This window comes from Aeromonas sp. QDB56 (assembly GCF_027705505.1).
GTDB classification, from domain to species: Bacteria; Pseudomonadota; Gammaproteobacteria; order Enterobacterales; family Aeromonadaceae; genus Aeromonas; species Aeromonas caviae.
In genome coordinates, this window is record NZ_JAPDBZ010000082.1 from 1 (window position 1) to 17,675 (window position 17,675).

Annotated in this window: 14 protein-coding genes and 1 other RNA gene; 2 read left to right on the forward strand and 13 right to left on the reverse strand. The window is 63.2% G+C overall.

All coding sequences use genetic code 11. The annotated features are described in order from the left end of the window. Positions 1 to 409 precede the first annotated feature (409 nt). From gcvP to OKB81_RS13425, 6 genes are all read right to left on the reverse strand, one after another. Positions 410 to 3,286 (reverse strand): aminomethyl-transferring glycine dehydrogenase, encoded by a 2,877-nt coding sequence (gene gcvP / locus OKB81_RS13400; protein WP_160839125.1) that lies wholly within the window; start codon positions 3,284 to 3,286, stop codon positions 410 to 412. Between the two features lie 232 nt (positions 3,287 to 3,518). Continuing rightward, complete coding sequence (gene gcvH, locus OKB81_RS13405; protein WP_010675081.1) at positions 3,519 to 3,908, reverse strand: glycine cleavage system protein GcvH; 390 nt, start codon at positions 3,906 to 3,908, stop codon at positions 3,519 to 3,521. A 76-nt stretch (positions 3,909 to 3,984) separates the two neighbouring features. Continuing rightward, positions 3,985 to 5,082: a glycine cleavage system aminomethyltransferase GcvT gene (gene gcvT / locus OKB81_RS13410; protein WP_010675082.1), complete on the reverse strand. Its 1,098-nt coding sequence runs from the start codon at positions 5,080 to 5,082 to the stop codon at positions 3,985 to 3,987. A 381-nt stretch (positions 5,083 to 5,463) separates the two neighbouring features. Then, positions 5,464 to 6,684 (reverse strand): FAD-dependent 2-octaprenylphenol hydroxylase, encoded by a 1,221-nt coding sequence (locus tag OKB81_RS13415; protein ID WP_010675083.1) that lies wholly within the window; start codon positions 6,682 to 6,684, stop codon positions 5,464 to 5,466. A gap of 100 nt (positions 6,685 to 6,784) precedes the next feature. Further along, positions 6,785 to 8,008 (reverse strand): 2-octaprenyl-6-methoxyphenyl hydroxylase, encoded by a 1,224-nt coding sequence (ubiH, locus tag OKB81_RS13420; RefSeq protein ID WP_103858429.1) that lies wholly within the window; start codon positions 8,006 to 8,008, stop codon positions 6,785 to 6,787. Between the two features lie 187 nt (positions 8,009 to 8,195). Beyond that, complete coding sequence (locus OKB81_RS13425; protein WP_042864005.1) at positions 8,196 to 8,765, reverse strand: UPF0149 family protein; 570 nt, start codon at positions 8,763 to 8,765, stop codon at positions 8,196 to 8,198. 173 nt (positions 8,766 to 8,938) lie between these two features. Between OKB81_RS13425 and zapA the strand changes: the two genes are divergently transcribed. Together zapA and ssrS are read left to right on the forward strand one after the other, a co-directional pair. Continuing rightward, a complete protein-coding gene (zapA, locus tag OKB81_RS13430; protein WP_010675086.1) occupies positions 8,939 to 9,271 on the forward strand; it encodes a cell division protein ZapA in 333 nt (110 codons plus the stop codon). A 16-nt stretch (positions 9,272 to 9,287) separates the two neighbouring features. Next, positions 9,288 to 9,470, forward strand: a non-coding RNA gene (gene ssrS, locus OKB81_RS13435) — 6S RNA. A gap of 354 nt (positions 9,471 to 9,824) precedes the next feature. On the opposite strand, the gene emrD is transcribed toward ssrS, so the two are convergent. The 7 genes from emrD to OKB81_RS13470 all read right to left on the reverse strand — a co-directional run bounded on the left by emrD (position 9,825) and on the right by OKB81_RS13470 (position 17,515). After that, positions 9,825 to 11,024, reverse strand: a complete 1,200-nt coding sequence (gene emrD, locus OKB81_RS13440) for a multidrug efflux MFS transporter EmrD (protein ID WP_039038746.1) — start codon at positions 11,022 to 11,024, stop codon at positions 9,825 to 9,827. Between the two features lie 271 nt (positions 11,025 to 11,295). Further along, the gene (locus tag OKB81_RS13445; protein WP_160839316.1) at positions 11,296 to 12,726 is read right to left on the reverse strand and encodes an ABC transporter ATP-binding protein; all 1,431 of its coding nucleotides are present in this window, start codon (positions 12,724 to 12,726) and stop codon (positions 11,296 to 11,298) included. Continuing rightward, positions 12,723 to 13,529 carry an ABC transporter permease gene (locus tag OKB81_RS13450; protein WP_010675089.1) on the reverse strand — a complete coding sequence of 269 codons (807 nt, stop codon included), beginning with the start codon at positions 13,527 to 13,529 and terminating at the stop codon, positions 12,723 to 12,725. The genes OKB81_RS13445 and OKB81_RS13450 overlap by 4 nt, the downstream gene beginning before the upstream one ends. Before the next feature lie 2 nt (positions 13,530 to 13,531). Next, the gene (locus OKB81_RS13455) at positions 13,532 to 14,494 is read right to left on the reverse strand and encodes an ABC transporter permease (protein ID WP_160839314.1); all 963 of its coding nucleotides are present in this window, start codon (positions 14,492 to 14,494) and stop codon (positions 13,532 to 13,534) included. Continuing rightward, the gene (locus tag OKB81_RS13460) at positions 14,491 to 16,017 is read right to left on the reverse strand and encodes an ABC transporter substrate-binding protein (RefSeq protein ID WP_160839312.1); all 1,527 of its coding nucleotides are present in this window, start codon (positions 16,015 to 16,017) and stop codon (positions 14,491 to 14,493) included. Before OKB81_RS13460 ends, OKB81_RS13455 begins: the two co-directional genes overlap by 4 nt. 195 nt (positions 16,018 to 16,212) lie before the next feature. After that, complete coding sequence (locus OKB81_RS13465) at positions 16,213 to 16,875, reverse strand: glutathione S-transferase family protein (RefSeq protein WP_052816370.1); 663 nt, start codon at positions 16,873 to 16,875, stop codon at positions 16,213 to 16,215. A 31-nt stretch (positions 16,876 to 16,906) separates the two neighbouring features. Further along, positions 16,907 to 17,515 (reverse strand): glutathione S-transferase family protein, encoded by a 609-nt coding sequence (locus OKB81_RS13470; RefSeq protein ID WP_052816369.1) that lies wholly within the window; start codon positions 17,513 to 17,515, stop codon positions 16,907 to 16,909. Positions 17,516 to 17,675 lie beyond the last annotated feature (160 nt).

Consider the following 17,675-nt stretch of genomic DNA (forward strand, 5'->3'; position numbering starts at 1 on the left):
TTGGGGCATGCAGTCGTGGCAAGCCCTCCGATGCCATATCGGCTCTTGAAGCTGGCTGAGGGTCATGGGTAATCAGGAATATCAATGGGTTACCAGTAAATGCTCTCGTGCCATATGACTTATTCGCACCTTCCCTTGCTATCCGCGAAAGTAAACTGTTGGACCATGCTGAACCTCATCCCTGATACCAAGTGAGACTGATAGTCTCACACCAGAGTCTTGTTCGCACCTTCCCCAACACGGCTGAAAGATCAAAATGCGATCATTTTTATAATTTAATGACTCTCAGTCCACGGAATAATAAAAAGGCCCTGCTGTTGCAGGGCCTTTGAGTTTCCAACTTGAATGGTCGGTTTCCAACTTCAATGTCACGGTTTCCAACTTAAATGGCCGTGATCAGGCGCCGCGATTACTTGGCGTAATCCTCGGTGGGCACGCAGGAGCAGAACAGGTTGCGATCACCATAGACGTCGTCGATGCGGTTAACCGACGGCCACAGCTTGCTGGCGCGCACGGCGTCGGACGGGAAGACCGCCTCGGCGCGGCTGTAGCCACGGTTCCACTCTGCATCCATCACGTCGTCCTGGGTGTGCGGCGCATGGACCAGGGGGTTGTCGGCGAGGCTCCAGTGGCCGTCCTGCACCCGGGCAATCTCGGCACGGATGGCGGTCATGGCTTCCACGAAGCGATCCAGCTCGCGCTTGGATTCGGATTCGGTCGGCTCGACCATCAGGGTGCCCGCTACCGGGAAACTCATGGTCGGCGCGTGGAAGCCGTAGTCCATCAGGCGCTTGGCCACGTCCATCTCGCTGATGCCACTGGCTTCTTTGAGCGGGCGGATGTCCAGGATGCACTCGTGGGCCACCCGGCCGTTGCGACCTGTATAGAGCACGGGGAAGGACTCGCCGAGCTTCTTGGCCAGGTAGTTGGCGTTGAGGATGGCGACCTGGGTGGATTTCTTGAGCCCCTCGTCCCCCAGCATGGCGATGTACATCCAGCTGATGGGCAGGATGCTGGCCGAACCGAACGGGGCGGCAGACACGGCGCCGTTGTCACGACTCTCCTTGTCGGTCTTGACCACGGCGTGACCGGCCACAAACGGTGCCAGGTGTTTCTTCACGCCGATGGGGCCCATGCCCGGACCGCCACCGCCATGGGGAATGGCGAAGGTCTTGTGCAGGTTGAGGTGAGAGACGTCCGCACCGATAAAGCCTGGCGCCGTCAGCCCGACCTGCGCGTTCATGTTGGCGCCGTCGAGGTAAACCTGACCACCATACTGGTGAACGATGTCACACACCTCCTTGATGGTCTCCTCGTACACCCCGTGGGTGGAGGGGTAGGTCACCATCAGGCAGGAGAGCTGGTCTCCGACCTCGGCGGCCTTGGCCCGCAGGTCGTCCAGATCCACGTTGCCTGCCTTGTCACAGGCGGTGACGATGACCTTGAGGCCCGCCATCTGGGCGGAAGCCGGGTTGGTGCCGTGGGCAGAGGCCGGGATGAGGCAGACATCGCGATGCCCCTCGCCGCGAGACTCGTGGTACTTCTTGATGGCGAGCAGGCCCGCGTATTCGCCCTGCGCGCCGGAGTTGGGTTGCATGCAGACCGCATCGTAGCCGGTCACCTTCACCAGCCAGTCTTCCAGATCTGCCAGCAGCAGCTGGTAACCCTGGGTCTGCTTGAGCGGCGCGAAGGGGTGCAGCTTGCCGAATTCAGGCCAGGTCACCGGGATCATCTCGGCGGTGGCGTTGAGCTTCATGGTGCAGGAGCCGAGAGAAATCATGGCGTAGTTCAGGGCCAGATCTTTCGCTTCGAGACGGTGGATGTAGCGCAGCATCTCGGTCTCGGAGTGGTACTTGTTGAATACCTCGTGGGTCAGCACGGCGTCGGTGCGCAGGAGATCCTGCGGGATGGCGTGATGGGCCTGCGCCGCCTGGTCGAGGGCCTCCACATCGAGGCCGTGACCCGCCCCAAGGAACAGGTCGAACAGCTCGGCTACATCGCCTCGGGTGGTGGTTTCAGAGAGGGACACACCGACTGCACCATCGAGATCCGCGCGCAGGTTGATACCGAGCCCTTCGGCCTTGGCAATGAGTGCAGCCTTGTCCGACGTCAGTACTGTGAGGGTATCGAACCAGCTTCCGTGCTTGAGAGCCACGCCCTTGGCGGTGAGGCCGAGCGCCAGGATGGTGGTCAGACGGTGCACGCGGGAGGCGATGGTTTTCAGCCCCACCGGCCCGTGGTAGACGGCGTAGAAGCTCGCCATGTTGGCCAGCAGCACCTGGGCGGTACAGATGTTGGAGTTGGCCTTCTCGCGGCGGATGTGCTGCTCGCGGGTCTGCATGGCCATGCGCAGGGCGCTCTTGCCACGGGCATCCTTGGAGACGCCGATGATGCGACCCGGCATGGAGCGCTTGTAGGCGTCGCGGGTGGCGAAGAAGGCGGCGTGGGGGCCACCGTAACCCATGGGCACACCGAAGCGCTGGGCACTGCCGAACACCACGTCGGCACCCAGTTCACCCGGGGATTTGAGCAGCAGCAGGGAGAGCATGTCGGTCCCGACGCAGGCCAGCCCCTTCTGGGCCTGGACGGCGGCAATGAGGGAACGCAGATCGGCCACATTGCCGGTAGTCCCCGGGTACTGGAACATGGCACCGAACACCTCTTCGCTCACGGCCTCGCCCGCAGGGCCGACCACCACATCGAAACCGAAGTGGACCGCGCGCTCCTTGACCACGTCGATCACCTGGGGGTGAACGTCGTCGGCCACGAAGAAGAGGTTGGATTTGGATTTGGCCATGCGCTTGGCCAGCGCCATGGCTTCGGCGGCGGCGGTGGCTTCATCGAGCAGGGAGGCGCTCGCCAGATCCATGCCGGTGAGATCCAGGGTGAGCTGCTGGAAGTTGAGCAGGGCTTCGAGACGGCCCTGGGCCAGCTCGGGCTGATAGGGGGTGTAGGCGGTGTACCAGCCCGGGTTTTCCAGCACGTTGCGCAGGATGACGTGGGGCACGTGGGTGTCGTGGTAGCCCATGCCGATGTAGCTCTTGGCGATCTGGTTCTTGGCCGCATAGCCCTTGAGCTTGGCCAGGGCCTCCACTTCGGTCATGGGGGCGCCGATACCAAGCGGCCCCGGACGACGGATGGCGGCGGGGACCGTCTGCTCAATCAGATCGTCCAGGCTCTCGGCACCCACGGTGGCGAGCAGGGCCCGCAGTTCTTCCTCACCCGGGCCGATGTGACGGCGGATGAAATCGGTTTTTTGCTCGAGTTCAAACAGTGACTGGGTCATTTCCCTATTTCCTGGTAATAGGTCCTGGCATGACATCCTGACAACCAAGACCTGATGTTCCTGTAGCCGGTCGATACCGGCTCCACTCATGTTCTGTGTCCGCCGCGGGCAGACGGGGAATGCGGCAAGGGCATCCCGAAGGCGCAAAGGCTGCGCCTTTCCTGCAACCGCCATGGCCGCAGGATGGCAGTCATACAAGTGGGCCCTGCTGTGTTGGCAGGGCCCGGGGGCATTACTCTTCGTCCACCACGTTCTGGTAGCCTTCGGCATCCAGCAGGTTGGCGAGCTCGCCCGCGTCGTCCAGCTTGATGCGGAACAGCCAGCCGGCGCCGTAGGGGTCGGAGTTGACCAGCTCGGGGCTGCCTTCCAGCTCTTCGTTGACGGCCAGGATCTCGCCGCTCACCGGGCTGTAGATGTCGGAGGCGGCCTTGACGGACTCCGCCACGGCGCAATCTTCACCGGCGCTCACCTGCTTGCCCACTTCCGGCAGATCGACGAACACCATGTCCCCCAGCAGATCCTGGGCGTGCTCGGTGATGCCGACCACGGCTTCGCCGTTGGCTTCAACACGGACCCACTCGTGGGAGGTGGCATATTTCAGTTCGCTCGGGATATGGCTCATTTGTGCTTCCTTTATGCTCTTGGATCGCTTCAACAAAAATGGGGCGGCGAAGGTCAACCCTCACCGCAATCAATGATTACACCAGCGGCTGGCCGTTGCGCACGAAGGCCGGCTTGGTGACTTTCACGGTGACCTGCTTCTTGCGGATCTCCACCTGGGCCTGTTCGCCGATATCGCGGGGCACCCGCGCCAGGGCAATGCTGTAACCCAGGGTGGGCGAGAAGGAGCCGGAGGTGATCACTCCTTCCCGTGTTTCGCCGCTCTCGCTGGTGAAGGTGACCGGCATGCCGGCACGCAGCACGCCCTTTTCTTCCATCACCAGACCCACCAGCTTGGGCTGGTTGCCGGCGGCCTTCTGGGCTTCCAGGGCGGCGCGGCCGATGAATTGGCGGGAGGCAGGCTCCCAGGCCAGGGTCCAGGCCATGTTGGCGGCAAGCGGAGAGATTGACTCGTCCATGTCCTGACCGTAGAGGTTCATGCCCGCTTCCAGGCGCAGGGTATCACGGGCACCCAGGCCACAAGGGGCCACGCCGTTGTCCAGCAGGGCCTGCCACAGATCGCACGCCTTCTCTTGGGGGACCACGATCTCGTAGCCATCTTCGCCGGTGTAGCCGGTGGTGGCGATGAAGAGATCCCCGGCCTGCACACCGAAGAAGGGCTTCATGCCTTCGACCGCCGCATTCTGCTCGGGGGTGAACACCTTGGCCGCCTTGGCCTTGGCGTGGGGGCCCTGCACCGCGATCATGGCAAGCTCGGGGCGCTCGGTCACGCTCACGGCAAAGTCGATGGCGTGATGGCGGATCCAGGCCAGATCCTTCTCGCGGGTGGCGGAGTTCACCACCAGGCGGTAGAAGGTATCGGTCAGGAAGTAGGTGATGAGGTCATCGATGACGCCGCCTTCCGGATTGAGCATGCCGCTGTAGAGGGCCTTGCCGGGGACGGTGAGTTTGGCCACGTCGTTGGCCAGCAGGTGTTGCAGGAAGGCTTTGACCCGCTCGCCGGTCAAATCGACGATGGTCATGTGGGAGACATCGAACATGCCTGCATCGGTGCGCACCACATGGTGCTCTTCCAACTGGGAACCGTAGTTGATGGGCATCTCCCAACCGTGGAAGTCCACCATCTTGGCACCCGCTTCCAGGTGTTTCGGATGCAATACAGTAGTCTGGATCATCGCTGTGTTTCCTTAAGCGTTCGCGACAACACTCGCAATCCGCCCCGGCTCGTCGGGAACTACGGACCACAAGCTCTGTGCTCGTTCCCGCCCGGGCGGGCAGGAGTGATTCCTTGAACGGAGCGGATTATATGACAAGCGTGCCGGGGCACCGCTCAAAAAAAACTAATCCTCACCCGACTCACTGACACCAGACACTAAGGCAAAAACAGTGATAAAAACAGCCAAAACCGCGCCATTGCGGGATTTAATGTTGATTTTTACCGTCCCGTCACAATTTACAGAAAAACGTTTCGCTTCTCGCCAACATTAAAGGCTGACACCCCAAAGGGTCATCTCGCCCTGTCAGATTAGTTTTTTTGTTAAAACCCCGGGGTAAGATTAGATTTTTTCACCCTTGGCCAGGGTGGGCAGCTCCCCATCCAGCCCCATGGCGGCCCGGATCATGCCCTGCTTGAGGGGGCCAAGACCGTCGACGGCGCGAAGCCCCACCCCGCGCACCAGCTTCTTGAGGGGGTTGCTGCCCGCAAACAGTCGCTTGAGCCCCTCCATGGCCGCCAGCATGCGCGCCGCCTCGCTCTTGCGCCAGCGCTCGTAGCCCCGCAGGTTGGCGAGCAGGCCGATGTCCGCGCCCTTGCCGTGATGAATGAGGATCTGCTCCGCCAGGGCGGCGGCATCCAGCAAGCCCAGATTCACCCCCTGCCCCGCCAGCGGGTGGATGGTGTGGGCCGCATCCCCCACCAGCACCAGGCGCTCGCGGGCAAAGTCGCGGGCGTAGCGGGCGGTCAGCGGAATGGCGCTGCGAGCCCCCTCCACCTTGCACAGCCCGAGGCGCCCATCAAAGGCGGCGGTGAGCTGGCGGTTGAAGCCATCGTCATCCAGGGCGCAGAGCGCCTCGGCGCGGGCCGCGGGCACAGACCACACGATAGAGCAGAGGTCGGGCTGCCACAGGGGCAGGAAGGCGAGCGGCCCCTGGGGGGTGAAGATCTGGCGCGCCACCGCCTCATGGGGCTCGGCACAACGCACCGTCGCCACCAGGGCGTGATGACCGTAATCCCAGCTGGTGAGGGGAATGTCTGCCTGACGGCGCACCCAGGAGTGGGCGCCATCGGCGGCCACCACCAGCTTGGCCGAGAGGGCCTGGCCATCTTCCAGCAGCAGCAGGGCCCCCGCTGGCCCGCACTGCAGGCTGGTGGCCCGGGCCGGGGTCAGCATCTGGATATTGCTGGCCCCCGCGATGGCGTCCAGCAGCGCAAGCTGGATCACCCGGTTCTCGACGATGTGGCCAAGGGCCCCCTGACGCAGGCTGGCAGCATCGAAATCGATGTGGCCGAAACTGTCCTGCTCCCACACCTGCATCTTCTCATAGGGCTGCAGGCGGCGCGCCACTATGCCGTCCCAGGCGCCGACCCCTTGCAGGATGTGCTGACTCGCGAGGCTCAGGGCACTGACCCTGTTGTCCGGCGTCTCACCAAGCGTTGCATCGGGCAGCCGGCCTTCCACGATGGCCACCTTGATCGCCCGGTTCTTGAGGGCGGCAGCGAGCCCCAGGCCCACCATGCCCCCCCCCACGATCACCACATCCACATCTTGCATCTGCATTCTCTTGTGTCCTTTCCGGGCGAGTCGCCAGGATCTGCGAGGCGACGCCCACAGGCGTGCCTCTTGCTCGAAATCGTCTTTGCCGCCGGAGCGACAGCGCTTATTGGCCGCACACCTCGTCCACGAATCCCAGGGTGCGGGAGGCGAGCGGTGCCTTGAGCCAGGGCACTCTGCCCATCAGGGAGAGCGCCAGATTGCGGCCCACCACCAGGGGAGCGTGATGGTTTGAGAAGAGCTGGGCCAGGGAGGACGTGAGCCAGACGGTCTGGGCCTGATCGTCCCGCCGCTGCTGCCAGTAGCCGCTTAGCACCTCAAAGCCGCCGATGTCTTCCCCCGCCGCGAGCGCACGGGCCAGGGTCCGGGTCAGCACGTCCAGATCCCGCATGCCGAGGTTGAACCCCTGACCGGCGATGGGGTGCAGCAGGTGGGCGGCGTTACCCACCAGCACGGTGCGCTGGGCCAGCGGGTAGTCGGCCACCGTCAGCACCAGCGGATAGAGGTGGCGCACGCCTGTACGCTCGATGCGCCCGAGGCGCCAGCCAAAAGCCTGCTGCAGACGGGCGAGAAAGGCGGCGTCATCCAGTGCAAGCAGCCCCTGTGCCTCGTCCCGCGGCACGCTCCACACCAGGGAGGAGAGGCCGTCCTGCATGGGCAGCAGGGCCAGCGGCCCTCCATCGGTGAAGCGCTCGAAGGCCCGTCCGGCGGGATCCTCGGCGGTCTTGACGGTGGCGATGATGGCGCTCTGGCCATAATCGTGGCGACTGACCGGCATCTTGAAATGCTGGCGCACGAAGGAGTGGCCCCCGTCGGCCGCCACCAGCAGCCGGGTGCGGTAGCGCGCGCCGCCCTCCAGGGCGAGCGTCACTCCCGCCTCGTCGGGGTCGATGGCCTCAAGCCTGGCCGGGCACAACATACGGATCTGCGGGCAGGCGGCGATCGCCTCTTGCAGCACGATGCCCGCCGCCGACAGCTCGATCACCTGACCGAGGGCGGGTAGACCATACTCCGCCGCCGACAGCCGGGTCTGGCCACAGTGGCCCCGATCCGACACATGGATATGGGTGATGGGGGAGCAGTGGGGTACCAGGTGCGGCCAGAGGCCGTGACGAGCCAGCGCCTCGCAGGTACCGGCGGAAAGCGCGATGGCACGGGCATCGAAACCGGGATGAGCATTGAGCTCGGGCGCACTCGCCTCCAGCAGCAGGATCTGCAGGGGGGCGCCATCCTGTCCTTTCAGGGCGGCAAGGGAGAGGGCCAGCACGGCACCGCTCATACCACCGCCGACGATAGCCACGTCGACGTGAACCAGATCAGATTGAGACATGAGAAGAGGGCATAGGCGAAAAAACGTGGGCCAATCCTACCACAAAGGTGGCGGACGGGATGCGAAGCCACGGGCAAAAAACCGCTTTGGCGCCATGGGTTAGCAGAGTACCTCCCCTGCTCTCACCCCTTGTAAAACAGAAAGAGCGCCGTGATGCGCTCTTTCATTGACCCGCTGGGCGGGCAGATCAGTGCAGGGTCGGCGGCGTGCTCGGCGCGGCCGGGCGCTTGCCAAACTCCTCGAACGCCATCATGACCCCGAGGCGCACGTGTTCGTAGAGCACCAGGAAGGAGGCTTCGTTCTCTTCATCTTCCTGATCGAACTCGGCAGAGACCTGGGTGATGCTGGCGATGTCCTGAATCATCTCCTGCAGCTCTTCGGATGCCTTGGAGAGCTCCTGTTGCACCACGCCAAAGCCGGCCAGGAAGGCCTGGGACCAGTCCACCAGCGAGTCGATGCGCTCATCGAGCGGCGCCTCGTCGCTTGGCAGCAGCAGCTCGACGCCCTTTTGTGCCATCAGACTCTCGATCACCTCGTGATAGAGGTCGGTCATCACCTGGCGCACCGGTGCCGGCAGACCGAAACCGTCGTTGATCAGATCATTGAAATGGGGCTGCCAGCTTTTGTCGTCCAGGGCCACGCCACCGCACACCAGGCCGCAGATCACGCCATGGGCCTCGACGGCCGTCGCCATGAGGTCGTGCTGTGCCATCAGGTCCGCCACGGCGGCGTATTTCAGGGGGTTTGTTTTGCTCATCTAGGATCCGCTCAAAGTTCAGGCAAATATGCAGAATTTATGGCCGAGATCCTAGCATTCTCCCCCTGCCAGAGCCAGCAAGGCCTTGAAACTTCTGCATCTGCGCTATATAGTCCCGCCCAGTTGTCCACGTGGATAAAGGCGGAAATCAGCCCCGCCGTATTGAGGAAGGCATGAGCATAGAGGCCGTAGAAATCGTCATTCTGGGACGTCCCTACAAGGTGTCCTGTCCCCTGGGACAACAAGATGCCCTGCGCCAGGCCGCCGACCAGCTGACCGACAAGCTCATCGAGCTTCGTCAACGTTCCAAGGTCTCCAGCAACGAACAGCTGGCCGTCATGGCAGCGCTCAATTTCTGTCATGAGCTCTGCCTTGAAAAAGAGAAAAACCACCAATACTCTGAGACCATGGACAAGCGGATCAAGATGCTGCAACGCACCATCGAAGCCGCCTTGATCGAGCACGGACAATACGGTGAATCCAGCGAAGAGGCGCAACAGCCCTAATCGCACCGAGTTTTGAAATTCCCTGGAGTGTTTGTCAGCCGGTTCAAGTCCCCGAGCCGATATTCATACCAAACAGGGGGTCTGCCTTCTGGCTATTGAGCATGCTCGGCCCGACCGAGAAGCCTGCGGCCAGATTAGATCTCCGCCTTGAACCGACGGTTCAAGGGCCCAAACCGGCAACGGCATCTCCGGGGTACCTACCCAAAAAAAGCCCGTAATCACGACGGGCTTTTTCTTTGCCTGCGCGGTACCCCCCCTTCCACTCCCCTGCGGCGTCCCGCCACCCGGCAGGAGGCAGTAAAAAGCCCGCCAACGGGGCGCAATGCTGTTCACTTAAGAGAATTTGAGTTCCAGTCCACGTAGTATCAGGGCTAAAAAATGAGGGAGGCATGATGCCTCCCTCTTTCTATTGCAAGCCACGCTGGATAAAGGCTGAAGGAACATCGACTGGAAACAGCCTTGCTCCCCCAACTCAAGTCGCATTTATGAATAATTAGTCAAAAATGTGCTTATCTGAACAGCATTGCGCCAACGGGGCGGGCTCTTGGCCGTGTCAGACGGCCATCTGCTCGTGGGGCGCGCCGTGGTGGCGCAGCCACACAAAGCTCAAGGCCACGATCAGCACCATCACCGTCATGATGGCCCCCAGGGTCACCTGCCCCGTCATCGGGAAGCTGGCGGCCAGCAGGGTTACCACGCCAGCCCCCAGATTCTGCATGCCCCCGAGCACGGCTCCCGCGGTACCCGCCTGGCCCGGGAAGGGCTCGATGGCACAGGAGGTGGCGGTCGGATAGAGAATGCCGCTGCCAATGAAGTAGACCGCAGCCCCGCCCACCAGGGAGGCAGCGCTCACCATGCCGAGCAGCCCGGGTACCAGGATGATGAGCGACCCCAGGGCCAGGAAGGCGATGCCAAGGCGCATCAGCTTGCCCTGGCTCAGGCGAAAACTCAGTCTGGCGGAAAGCCAGGCGCCGAACAGATAACCGGGCAGCGGCAGCACGAACAGCACGCTGACGGTGCGGGCACTCAGCTTGAGCACGTCCCCCAGCAACACCCCGGCCGCCGCCTCGAACACCGCGAGGCCGGCAAAGGTGGCCATCAGACAGAGCAGGTTGCCCTGAAAGCGCGGGTTGCCGAGCACATGACGATAGGCGGCGCCCACCCGCAGCGAATGCTGGCGGGCGGATGCTGGCAGCGTCTCCCCAAACCAGGCCAGCAGCGCCAGGGTGGTCAGGGCACCAAAACCGAACAGGAACCAGTAGCCGGCACGCCAGTTGAACAGCTCGGTGAGCCAGCCGCCCAGCACAGGTGCCAGCAGGGGGGAGAAGATGACCCCCATGCTCACCAGGCTGTTGGCACGGTTGAGCTCGGCGCCACTGTAACGGTCGCGCATCACGGTCCGGCTCATGGCGCCCCCTGCCCCGGTGCCCAGCCCCTGGATCAGGCTGCCCGCCAGCAAGGCGGTGAAGCTCGGGATCAGCTGGATGGTGAGGGTGCCGACCAGGAAGATCATCATGCCGATGATGAGCACAGGACGACGACCGATGCGATCCGACAAGGGGCCATAAACGAACTGGGAGAGGCCGTAGGGAATGAGGTAGCAGGCCATCACCGCCTGCAGCTGGCCGGAGGCCACATGGAAGTCCCCCGCCATCATGGGAATGGAGGGTACATAGAGGGTCTGGGTCATCTGACCCACGGCGACCATCAGGATGGTCAGGAAAAACAGGGGATAGAAGCTGTGCCGATACATACTGTCGTCCGAAAAAAATCAAAAAGCCGCCACCCTCCGGGCAGGGATCTGCAGGAGGTGTCTGACAAAGGTCGTTGAAGAGGAACAAGGCGGAGGACCCGCACCCGCCAGCAGCAGGACACTCTCTGGCTTACGACAATCTTAGTGATTCATATCACAAAAAACGAACGAAACTTTATAATCTGCTTACCCAAGTTTTTCTAATGCGACGGGGCCCAAGGCCCCGTCACTGTCGTCTCATCATGGGGGAAGGATTCATCCTGTCCCCTCTTTACCCCACTCTTCTCACCTCGGCCGACGCGCCTTCGAACATGGGGGTACCCGCCTCCCCCAGTCTCAGACAACGAGGAGCAACCTTGCCGGCCAGCCCTTCGTCATGGGTCACCAGCAGCAGGGCGCAGCCTATCTCTCCCAGTTCCTCCAGCAGACAGGCGATGGTCTGTTGCTGGCTCAGGGGATCGAGCCGGGACGTGGGCTCATCGGCGAACAGCAGCACGGGGCGCAGCAACAGGGCCCGGATAAGCGACAGCCGCTGCAGCTCCCCTCCCGAGACCTGGTTTGGCAGGCGTGTCAGCAGCCGTTCATCCAGCCCCAACCGGGCCAGATAGTCGACAAGCCGATGGCGGGGCAGCCTGTGCAGACGCAGCACATCATCGAACTGGGTGGCGAGGCGCACCCGGCTGGCAAAGGCCTGCACCGGATCCTGATAGAGCTTCTGCCAGCGGCAGGGGGCTATCCCTTCCCGGCGCAGCACCTCCCCTTGCAGGGGGCGTTGCAGACCCAGCAGCACGTTGCCGAGGGTGCTCTTGCCCGCGCCGCTCGGCGCCATGATGGCCATTCGCTCCCCTTGCGCCAGGGCAAGGTCGAGCCCCGTGAACAGGGGTTGATCCCCATATCCCATGGCAAGCCCCTTCCCGCGGATGAGCCAGTCACCGGTAGGAGGGACGACCGCCTCGGGCCAGGCGGAGGGCTCCGCCGCCAGCAGGGCCCTGGTATAGGCATGGGATGGCGTGTGCAGCACACGCTCGGCGGGCCCCTGTTCCACGATCTCTCCTCCCTTGACCACCAGCACCCAGCCCCCCAATTCGCGAGCCAGGGAGAGATCATGGGTGATGGTCAGCAGATGGCGTCCACGGGCCAGGTAGCCCAGCAACAAGGCACCCAGCCTGGCTGCGGCCCGGCTGTCGAGCCCCTTGGTGGGCTCGTCGGCCACCAGCAGACGGGCCTCCCCCAGGGTGGCGGCGGCAAAGGCCGCGCGTTGGGCCATGCCTCCCGAGAGCTGGTGTACAAAGGCGCCCTCCCGCCCGGCCAGTCCAAGCCGCTCGAGGGCGGCGCGGGCCCGCGATCGGGCCTCCTTGCCCCCTGGCAGCCACCCTTCCTCCACCTGGGCAAGCAACCCCATGGTGGGATCCAGCGCCAGCACCGGCTCCTGGGGCAGCATCGCCAGCTCCCGCCCCCAGAGAGTGCGCAGGCGAGGCGTGTCGGCCAGGTTGTGATGGCGGCCACCCGACACCATCTCGCCCCGGCCTGTCAGGGGGGCTGGCAACGTCCCCATCAGGGCATGAGCCAACAGGGATTTGCCCGAGCCGCTCTCCCCGATCAGGGTCAGGGCGCTGCCGGGATGAATGGTGAAATCCAGCGCCTGCAACAGGGTTTTCTGGCCATCATCGACCTGCAACCCCTTGATATGAATGGCCGTCATGAGGTGGCTCCTTGTGAAGATGGCATGTCAAGGCCGCGCGTCTGATGAAGCAGCACCAGAGCCAGCAACATCAGCCCCATGACAAGAATGGGGGCCAGTAGCAGACGGGGAGCCTCCTGATAGTGGGGCAGCGCCTCCGTCATCATCAACCCCAGCTCGGGCGTTGGCGGCTGAATGCCTACTCCGACAAAGCCCAGGGTAGAGAGGGTTAGAATGGCACCCGCTAGGCCGAAGGCCATCATGGTGAGCAACTGGGGGGCGAGCTCGGGCCAGAGATGGCGCCGCACCACATGGGCATGGCCGAATCCCAGCAGACGGGACGCCTCCACCTGGGGCGAGGCGAGCAGCCCCCGGCTGCGGGCACGCACCACCCGGTAATACTCCACCCACTGGGCCATGGCCAACCCGAGATAGAGGATGGCAAAGCCACCCTGGGCCATGGCGGAGAAGAGCAGCACCAGCAACAGGCCTGGCAGGGCCAGCACGCCGTCGGCCAGGCTGCGCAGCAGACCGTCGACCCAGCCGCCGCGCCAGGCCGAGAGCCAGCCCAGCAATGACCCCAACAGCGCCGCCGTGATGACGCACAGCAGTCCCAGCAGCAGGGAGAGCCGGGTTGCCGCCGCGAGGCGCGCCATCAGGCTGCGCCCCATCTGATCCCGCCCGAGGGGCTCCTGCCAGGAGGGATCAGCCAGAAACTGTGCCAGATCCTGAGCCGCCGGATCGGGCCAGAGCACGGGGCCCAGCAGGGCAAACAACACCACCAGCAGGAGCAGGCCCAGCCCCGTTTTGACAGACAACGACATGATCAGGACTCCTTGGGACCACGGGGGGCAATGGCAAGACAAAGCAGATCGGTGAGGGTATTGAGCAGCACGAAGAGCACCGCCAGCACCAGCACGGTCCCCTGAACCATGGGGATATCGCGCCAGAAGATGGCGTGCACCAGCGCATGGCCGATCCCGGGCCAGGCAAACAGGCTCTCGACCACCACGACCCCCTCGATGAGCAGCACCAGCTGCACGCTGGTGTAGGCGATGATGCTGACCCCGGTGTTGCGCAGACCGTGACGCCAGAAAACCCGGGCCGGCGAAAGCCCCTTGGTGAGGGCAAATCGGTAATAACCGGACTGCACCACGGTGAGCACGCTTTCACGCACCACCCGGGAGAGCACGCCGGAGAGCCCCAATCCCAGGGTCAGGGCGGGCAGCAACAGGTTGCTCCCCTCCCCGTGCCCTGCCGCACTGACCCAGCCCAGCTCCACCGAGAGCATCACCATGAGCACCAGGCCGAGCAAGAAGGGGGGCAACGCACGCATCAGCACGCTCCAGCCCAGGGTCAGGCGATCACACCATCCCCCCGGGCGCAGCGCACTCAGGCTGCCAAGCGGCAGCGCCACCACCAGCGCCAGCACCACGGAGGCGCTCGCGAGCGTCAGGGTGGCGCCCAAGTGATGACCCACGTCGGTGGCGACCGGTGCGCCCGTCACCAGGGAGCTGCCGAGATCCCCTTGCAGCAAGGCCCACAGCCAGTCGCCAAAACGGACAAGGGCCGAGCCGGCCAGCCCCAGCTCGCTGCGCACCGCGTTGGCCGCCTCGGCGGTGACATAGTCATAGCCATAACGACCCGCCGCGATGCGAAAGGCGATGTCTCCGGGCAGGGACTGCACCATCAGAAAACAGAGTCCGGCCACCAGCAGGGCAACCACCAGCGCCTGCACCAGACGCTGACCCAGTATCCCCATGACGCGAGACAAGGGTGTCGCTGTCATCGTGCGCTCCATGTCAACTTGTCCAGGCCATAGCTGCGCTCCTGGGGATCGAGTTCAAACCCCTCCAGCCCCCGACTGACCGCCGCGCTCTGGCGGTACCAGGCGATGGGCAGGAGCGGCAACTCCTGTTGCAGTGTCGTGGCTATCTCCCGGCGAGCCGCAACGGCGTCTGTGGGCGACAAGGCTTGCGTGGCAAGGCGGGTCAGTGTTTGCGTCATGGCCGGGGAGTGCCAGTTCATCACCCCCCAGTCCGCACCGGCAGGGGCCAAGTCCCCCAGCAAAGTGACCAGGGGATCCGGTACCAGGGCATAATTGCGGGCGTAGAGACCAAGCTGGAGCGAGCCGTCCTGATGGCCCGCCGGGATCTCGCTCGAGTTGCCCACAGCCACCTTGAGATCGACCCCCACCGCCTTCCACTGCGCCTGCAGTGCCGTGGCGAGGAGCGGCAGCTCCGGACGGCCAGGGAAGGTACGCAAGGTCAAGGCGAAGCGCTCTTCCCCCTTGCGCAGCACACCGTCCTCCCCCGGCTGCCAGCCTGCCGCCGCGAAGGCCGCCCGGGCCGCCTTGACGTCATAGGCAAGCGGCGTCAACCCGAGCTGGTGCCACTCCCCCAGAGTGGGAGGAAAGAGCTGGGTTGCCGCCATCTCGGGATCCCGCAGCAGGGCGGCAGCCATACCACGACGATCGATGGCGAGACTCAGGGCACGGCGCACCACCGGATCGCTCAGACGAGGGTCGGCGCCATTGAGCTTGAGCTGGATGGTCCGTGGCAGGGTAACCGAGGCGATGGAGACCCGTGACGCCTGCTGCAAGCGGCGGATGCTGACCGGATCCAGCCCCCAGGCAATATCGGCCTGACCGCTCTCGGCCATCAGGGTGCGGCTCTCTGCACGCCCCACCGTCAGGTAGCTGACCTCCTCGATTGCGGGCCTGGCCCCCTGCCAGCCGTCGAAACGCACAGTCTCTATCCGCTGGGGTTGTTGCAGGCGGGTGATACGGTAGGGGCCAGAGCCTATCACCTGGGTTACCTCCCCCTTGGCATCGTAGGCGGCCTTCGCCAGGATCTGGGTGCTGGGGTGGGCCAGCACGGCCGGCAGGGAGGCGAAGGGTTCGCTCAGGGTGACCTTCAAGACGCCATCTCCAGCCTCGATGGACGCAATGGGAGCACTGGTCATCACGCCGGGCTTGCGCCAGGCCTGTTGCAGGGCAAAAGCGGCCTGCTCGGCGCTCACCTCGCTGCCATCGTGAAAACGGGCCCCGGGGCGCAATGTGAATCGCCACTGCAGACCGTCATCGCTACGCGACCACTCACTGGCAAGCCCGGGTTGCAGATTGCCTTTCCCATCGACATCCACCAGGGTCTCCGCCACCTGCATGCGAGTAAAGAAGACCCCGTTGCTGGCGGGGTCGACACTGTGGATCTCCCAAGGCCCCACCATGGCAAGCGGTTTGCCGTCGGCTGCAGTCGTTCCTGCCATCAGAGCCAGGGCGAACCACCCGGCTGCGGTGCATTTTTTTGTCATCCTTTCCATCCAAGCTTCATGTTCATCAACCAAAGAGGCAACGTTATAACATAACAATTAATCAGGAAGAATGACTTTTGATTTTTGATAAATGGCTTATTTGAAAGACAAAAAGCGACTGCGATGCAGATCGTCAAACAACGGGGAGTCAAAGGGGAATAAAAAAGATGGCCCGTCAGGGCCATCATGATGGCGTCAGCGAGTCACCATCTGCTGCGCCCGCTTGACCTGATCCTCGGGGCTCTCATTGCGCGGTGGAATGGTGATGCCCTTCTGGCAGGCGGGCCTGGCTTCCATGCGTGCCATCCAGGCCTGCAAATGCACCAACCCCTCGATGGAGATACCACTCCAGTCGTGGATGCGCACCCAGGGCCAGGTAGCGATGTCGGCGATGCTGTACTCGTCTGCCAGATACTCATGGTGTGCCAGATGGCCGTCGAGCACCTCGAACAGGCGTCGCCCTTCCTTCTGGTAACGCTCGATGGCGGCCGGGATCTTCTCGGGGAAATAGCGATAGAAGACGTTGGCCTGCCCCATCATGGGACCGACGCCTCCCATCTGGAACATCAGCCACTGGATGGCCTGGGAGCGGCGCTTGGGATCCTGAGGCAGCAACTTGCCGGTTTTTTCCGCCAGATAGATAAGGATGGCGCCGGACTCGAACACCGCGAAGTCACCATTGTCCCGATCGATGATGGCCGGGATGCGGCCATTGGGGTTGATGGCCAGGAACTCGGGCTTCTTCTGCTCCATGGTCGCGAAATCAAGGGGAATGACCTTGTAGGGCAGCCCCAGCTCTTCGAGGGCGATCGACACCTTGAACCCGTTGGGCGTGGCGGCAGTGTACAACTCTATCATCTTGGACTCCTTGAACGTTCAGGGGAAAGGATCAGGCCTGGGCGCTGGGCCGGGCACTCACCCGGTCATGCCAGTCCTGCAAACGGGGCTGTTCGGGGGTGATACGCAGGCCAACCACCTTGCCAAAATCAATGGTACAGAGGGCAAGAATGTCGGCGATGGTGAAGCGCTCCCCCGCAATATAGGGCACCTCGGCAAGACGGGCATCAAGCTTGTCAAACCAGATCTGAGCCTGTTGCTTGCACTCCTCCCCCCATTCGGGGAAGACCCGCTCCCGGTCTTTGTAAAAACCGGTGATATGACGAAACGCCATACCGGTCGGCAACCAGAGGTTGAACTCGATGAAGCGACTCCACATCTCTATGGTGGCGCGCTCCAGCGCGGTGCTACCAAACAGGTTCGGCTCGGGGTGGAGCTCTTCAAAATAGCGGCAGATGGCCAGGGTTTCACTCAGACAGGTTCCGTCATCGAGTTCCAGCACAGGAATGCGCCCGGCCGGGTTCTTGGTCAAAAAGGCGGGCGCCAGGTTTTCCCCCGCCCCCAGATCGACCTGTTGATATTCCATCTCGATCCCCTTCTCCGCCAGAAACATTCTGACCCGACGGGCATTGGGGGCTCGTCTCAACTCATAAACCTTCATGTCACCTCCGTCGACGAACACACAGTGAGCCGCTGCGCAGGCCATAGCAAAGCGGCACAATGTCGGTCAGTTATGACAAATATTGGGTTCATCGCGGCTTTCCGGGGAAGGCCGCCTTGATTTTCAGAAAAAAGTATTCTGAGTCCCTAAATCCATATGC